General features: G+C 57.3%; 2 rRNA genes. Both read right to left on the bottom strand.

The features are described 5' to 3' along the window. Nucleotides 1-15: 15 nt before the first annotated feature. Nucleotides 16-3,144, bottom strand: a 23S ribosomal RNA gene (locus tag ACSDR0_RS49260). A gap of 350 nt (nucleotides 3,145-3,494) precedes the next feature. Further along, nucleotides 3,495-5,017: ribosomal RNA gene (locus ACSDR0_RS49265) — 16S ribosomal RNA — on the bottom strand. Together the 16S and 23S rRNA genes form the textbook arrangement of a ribosomal RNA operon. Between the last annotated feature and the right edge of the window lie 115 nt (nucleotides 5,018-5,132).

The raw sequence follows: 5,132 nt of genomic DNA on the forward strand, positions 1-5,132 counted from the left end.
CAAGCTTGTTGCTTTGTGGTCAAGTCCTCGGCCTATTAGTACTGGTCAGCTCCACACATTACTGCGCTTCCACTTCCAGCCTATCAACCCGGTCGTCTACCGGGAGCCTTACCCACAAACGTGGTGGGAGACCTCATCTCAAGGCGAGCTTCCCGCTTAGATGCTTTCAGCGGTTATCCCTTCCGAACGTAGCCAACCAGCCGTGCTCCTGGCGGAACAACTGGCACACCAGAGGTTCGTCCGTCCCGGTCCTCTCGTACTAGGGACAGCTCCTTTCAAGTCTCCTGCGCGCGCAGCGGATAGGGACCGAACTGTCTCGCGACGTTCTAAACCCAGCTCGCGTGCCGCTTTAATGGGCGAACAGCCCAACCCTTGGGACCTACTCCAGCCCCAGGATGCGACGAGCCGACATCGAGGTGCCAAACCATCCCGTCGATATGGACTCTTGGGGAAGATCAGCCTGTTATCCCCGGGGTACCTTTTAGCCGTTGAGCGACGGCGCTTCCACATGCCACCGCCGGATCACTAGTCCCAGCTTTCGCTCCTGCTCGACCCGTCGGTCTCACAGTCAAGCTCCCTTGTGCACTTACACTCGACACCTGATTGCCAACCAGGCTGAGGGAACCTTTGGGCGCCTCCGTTACTCTTTAGGAGGCAACCGCCCCAGTTAAACTACCCACCAGACACTGTCCCTGATCCGGATCACGGACCGAAGTTAGACGTTCAAAACGACCAGAGTGGTATTTCACCAATGACTCCACCCCCACTAGCGTGGCGGCTTCACCGTCTCCCACCTATCCTACACAAGACGTTCCAAACGCCAATGTCAAGCTATAGTGAAGGTCCCGGGGTCTTTCCGTCCTGCTGCGCGTAACGAGCATCTTTACTCGTAGTGCAATTTCGCCGGGTCTGCGGTTGAGACAGCGGGGAAGTCGTTACGCCATTCGTGCAGGTCGGAACTTACCCGACAAGGAATTTCGCTACCTTAGGATGGTTATAGTTACCACCGCCGTTTACTGGCGCTTAAGTTCTCAGCTTCGCAGGATCGAAACCCCACTAACCGGTCCCCTTAACGTTCCAGCACCGGGCAGGCGTCAGTCCGTATACATCGTCTTACGACTTCGCACGGACCTGTGTTTTTAGTAAACAGTCGCTTCCCCCTGGCCTCTGCGACCCCCACCAGCTCACACAGCAAGTATGATCACCAGCGGAGGCCCCCCTTCTCCCGAAGTTACGGGGGCAATTTGCCGAGTTCCTTAACCACAGTTCACCCGATCGCCTTAGTATTCTCTACCTGACCACCTGAGTCGGTTTAGGGTACGGGCCGCCACGACACTCGCTAGAGGCTTTTCTCGGCAGCATAGGATCACCCACTTCGCCACAATCGGCTCGGCATCACATCTCAGGATATATAAGAGGCGGATTTGCCTACCTCTTTCCCTACATGCTTACCCCAGGACTACCATCGCCTGGGCTGGGCTACCTTCCTGCGTCACCCCATCGCTTACCTACTACCAGTTCAGGCCAGGCGTTCAGCCTCACCCACACCCCGAAGGGCGTCAGGGGCTTAAGGACCCTTAGTATCACTGGATTCAGTATTGGCGCGTCGTAGCGGGTACGGGAATATCAACCCGTTGTCCATCGACTACGCCTGTCGGCCTCGCCTTAGGTCCCGACTTACCCTGGGCGGATTAGCCTGCCCCAGGAACCCTTGGTCATCCGGCGCAGAAGTTTCTCACTTCTGATTCGCTACTCATGCCTGCATTCTCACTCGCACGGCCTCCACAGCTGGATCACTCCGCTGCTTCCCCGGCCGCACGACGCTCCCCTACCCATCCACACACCTAAACCACAAAGGCTCGGTACATGTGTGAATGCCACGACTTCGGCGGTGTACTTGAGCCCCGCTACATTGTCGGCGCAGAATCACTTGACCAGTGAGCTATTACGCACTCTTTCAAGGGTGGCTGCTTCTAAGCCAACCTCCTGGTTGTCACTGCGACTCCACATCCTTTCCCACTTAGCACACGCTTAGGGGCCTTAGTCGGTGGTCTGGGCTGTTTCCCTCTCGACTACGGAGCTTATCCCCCGCAGTCTCACTGCTACGCTCTCACTTACCGGCATTCGGAGTTTGGCTGACGTCAGTAACCTTGTCGGGCCCATTAGCCATCCAGTGCTCTACCTCCGGCAAGAAACACGTAACGCTGCACCTAAATGCATTTCGGGGAGAACCAGCTATCACGGAGTTTGATTGGCCTTTCACCCCTAAACACAGGTCATCCCCCAGGTTTTCAACCCTGGTGGGTTCGGTCCTCCACGCGGTCTTACCCGCGCTTCAACCTGCCCATGCCTAGATCACTCCGCTTCGGGTCTACAGCATGCGACTCAAACGCCCTATTCAGACTCGCTTTCGCTACGGCTCCCCCACACGGGTTAACCTCGCCACACACCATAACTCGCAGGCTCATTCTTCAAAAGGCACGCAGTCACATCACAAACACTCCGAAAAGTGTTTACGCTCCTACGGCTTGTAGGCACACGGTTTCAGGTACTATTTCACGACCCCTCACCGGGGCGCTTTTCACCTTTCCCTCACGGTACTTGTTCACTATCGGTCATCAGGGAGTATTTAGGCTTACCAGGTGGTCCTGGCAGATTCACACAGGATTTCTCGGGCCCCGTGCTACTTGGGATCCCCTCAAACAGTCCAACCGATTTCGCCTACCCGACTCTCACGGTCTACGGCGCCCCTTCCCAGAGGCTTCGACTATCGGAAAGATTTCTTACTGTCTGGAGAAACGGCAGTTCCTCCCAGAGGGTCCCACAACCCCGCAAACGCAACGCCTGCCGGCTATCACACGCCTACGGTTTAGCCTGATCCGCTTTCGCTCACCACTACTCACGGAATCACTATTTGTTTTCTCTTCCTACGGGTACTGAGATGTTTCACTTCCCCGCGTTACCACCAACCGCCCTATACATTCAGGCGGAGGCAACACCACATGACTGGTGCTAGGTTTCCCCATTCGGACATCCCCGGATCAAAGTCTGGTTGGCGACTCCCCGGGGCTTAACGCAGCCTCCCACGTCCTTCATCGGCTCCTGATGCCAAGGCATCCACCGTGTGCCCTAAAAAACTTGGCCACAAAGATGCTCGCGTCCACTATGCAAATCTCAAACAACAAACAGCAACCAAACCCACCCCACCACCAGACACCCGCGGTCCCGCAAGAGGCCAAACAGACAGCAAGCCCGCCAGAAGCGAGCCCGCCTTCATGTCCGTTTCCTCAGGACCCAACAGTGTGTCCAACCAGTCCGCCCTCGCGAAACCCCGTTCCCACTCCCTCCAAGGAGGGCGGTACTAGCAGTCCCGGCCGACAGACCCGGTTGAGTAGCCAGTGCTCCACTAATGAGCGCGTCACGCAGGGAACATTCGCCCCTGACCGCGACATGGGCTCCACAGCTTTTACACCATGAAGACCGATGCTCCTTAGAAAGGAGGTGATCCAGCCGCACCTTCCGGTACGGCTACCTTGTTACGACTTCGTCCCAATCGCCAGCCCCACCTTCGACCGCTCCCCCCAGACAAGCTGGTTGGGCCACGGGCTTCGGGTGTTGCCGACTTTCGTGACGTGACGGGCGGTGTGTACAAGGCCCGGGAACGTATTCACCGCAGCGTTGCTGATCTGCGATTACTAGCGACTCCGACTTCATGGGGTCGAGTTGCAGACCCCAATCCGAACTGAGACCGGCTTTTTGGGATTCGCTCCACCTTACGGTATCGCAACCCTCTGTACCGGCCATTGTAGCATGTTTGCAGCCCAAGACATAAGGGGCATGATGACTTGACGTCGTCCCCACCTTCCTCCGAGTTGACCCCGGCAGTCTCCAATGAGTCCCCACCACCCCCGAAGGAGCGTGCTGGCAACATTGAACAAGGGTTGCGCTCGTTGCGGGACTTAACCCAACATCTCACGACACGAGCTGACGACAGCCATGCACCACCTGTCACCCGATCCGAAGAGGCACCCATCTCTGAGTGTTTCCGGGCGATGTCAAGCCTTGGTAAGGTTCTTCGCGTTGCGTCGAATTAAGCAACATGCTCCGCCGCTTGTGCGGGCCCCCGTCAATTCCTTTGAGTTTTAGCCTTGCGGCCGTACTCCCCAGGCGGGGCGCTTAATGCGTTAGCTACGGCGCGGAAACCGTGGAAGGTCCCCACACCTAGCGCCCAACGTTTACAGCGTGGACTACCAGGGTATCTAATCCTGTTCGCTCCCCACGCTTTCGCTCCTCAGCGTCAGGTAAGGCCCAGAGAACCGCCTTCGCCACCGGTGTTCCTCCTGATATCTGCGCATTTCACCGCTACACCAGGAATTCCGTTCTCCCCTACCTACCTCTAGCCAGCCCGTATCGAATGCAGACCTGGAGTTAAGCCCCAAGCTTTCACACCCGACGTGACAAGCCACCTACGAGCTCTTTACGCCCAATAATTCCGGACAACGCTTGCGCCCTACGTATTACCGCGGCTGCTGGCACGTAGTTAGCCGGCGCTTCTTCTGCAGGTACACGTCAACTTCGTCCCTGCTGAAAGAGGTTTACAACCCGAAGGCCGTCATCCCCCACGCGGCGTCGCTGCGTCAGGCTTTCGCCCATTGCGCAATATTCCCCACTGCTGCCTCCCGTAGGAGTCTGGGCCGTGTCTCAGTCCCAGTGTGGCCGGTCGCCCTCTCAGGCCGGCTACCCGTCGTCGCCTTGGTAGGCCATTACCCCACCAACAAGCTGATAGGCCGCGAGTCCATCCCCAACCGAAAAACTTTCCACACCATCCCATGCGAAACGATGTCATATCCGGTATTAGACCCAGTTTCCCGGGCTTATCCCAGAGTCAGGGGCAGGTTACTCACGTGTTACTCACCCGTTCGCCGCTCGAGTACCCCGAAGGGCCTTTCCGCTCGACTTGCATGTGTTAAGCACGCCGCCAGCGTTCGTCCTGAGCCAGGATCAAACTCTCCAAACAATGTCTGAACAGTCCTTACCCGGCTGAAAGCCCACCACCATCCCCCACCACCACACAAGGCGGAAAAAGGAACGCAGTGGATGTTCAACCAAAGGAATCCGTCCCCCACCCCAAA

Origin of the sequence: Streptosporangium sp. G11 (assembly GCF_051192615.1) — a bacterium.
In the GTDB taxonomy this organism is placed as follows: domain Bacteria; phylum Actinomycetota; class Actinomycetes; order Streptosporangiales; family Streptosporangiaceae; genus Streptosporangium.